The sequence below is a fragment of the Rhizobacter sp. P2_H2 genome, from assembly GCF_056403375.1.
Genome location: NZ_JBFUFP010001480.1, coordinates 1 through 1,031, shown reverse-complemented (window position 1 = coordinate 1,031; position 1,031 = coordinate 1). Strand labels below are relative to the sequence as shown.

Annotated in this window: 2 protein-coding genes; one reads left to right on the top strand and one right to left on the bottom strand. The window is 60.0% G+C overall.

All coding sequences use genetic code 11. The features are described 5' to 3' along the window. A partial coding sequence (locus AC1D15_RS34080; RefSeq protein WP_477829555.1) for an ankyrin repeat domain-containing protein occupies window positions 1–383 on the top strand: 383 nt, incomplete at its 5' end. Between the two features lie 16 nt (window positions 384–399). On the opposite strand, the gene AC1D15_RS34075 is transcribed toward AC1D15_RS34080, so the two are convergent. Continuing rightward, on the bottom strand, window positions 400–1,031 hold a 632-nt coding region (locus AC1D15_RS34075; RefSeq protein ID WP_477829554.1), incomplete at its 5' end, for a DUF1698 domain-containing protein.

Here is a 1,031-nt window from a genome sequence, read left to right as displayed (position 1 = left end):
ATCTCTTCGAGGCAATCATCGGTACAACAGGCATCCTTGAAGCAGACGAAAATATAGTACTGGTTGCCGCCCGGCTGAAGAGCTGGGAGTTCGCGCTTTCTGCACTTGACAACAGCGTTGATGTCAATATGCCCCATGAGGGTGGCAGCATCTTCGCCTTGGCGATAACTCAAAGGGAAACCCACGCGGTACGTCAACTCCTGTCCCGCGCCGACATAGATCCGAATCGAGAACAACTGTCGGGCAGGAGGCCACTGGAGATCGCGATATCCAAGAATGCTGTTGACATAGCGAAGATGCTGTTCGAACGCAACGACATCTTCCTCACCCCTGCGATCACGAAAGCTGCGGCGGGGCTCGGTTTGCAGCCCCAAAGAAACTGAAGTGGCTGCATCAGCATCAATACATATCCGCCAACCGCAACGTATGCGCATTCCTCGAATCATCCACCGCCCGCACCACATGCCGCTCGTCGGCAATGGTCTGGAACAGGTCGATGCCCTTCGGGGCCTTGCCGCCCGCATCCTGGTCGCCACGGTACGAGATGCTTGAACGGGGCTGCCCGTTCATCATCTCGCCGTTGCACAGCGACAGGAACTCCCATGACGCCATCCGCGCCCCGGCCGCCCAGGCGTCGCCGTCCTGGATGTCGCCGTCGTCCACCGCCCGGCACATCACCGACATGTAGCCGCTGTCGACCCCCGGCGCGAAATTCGCCGGGTTCACGTCGGAGTGCGGGCAKTAGTAGCAGTCGATCGGCACCATCTTGAAGAAGCGGATCAGCGATTCCAGCATCGGCACCGAGTGGTACCAGAAGGTGTTGGTCTCGCGCTGCAGGTTGCCGCGGTGGTTGTATTCCAGCGTGTGGCCCTCGCGGCGCATCACGTTGGTCGACACGATCATCAGCCCGTTCTTCTTCAGCAGCGGCCGGATCCCCGCCAGCACGTGCATCGGCGAGAACACGTGGTACAGCACGCCCGACAGGTTGATGAAGTCGAAGCCGCCCTCGTCCTTCAGCTTCACGCTCAGGT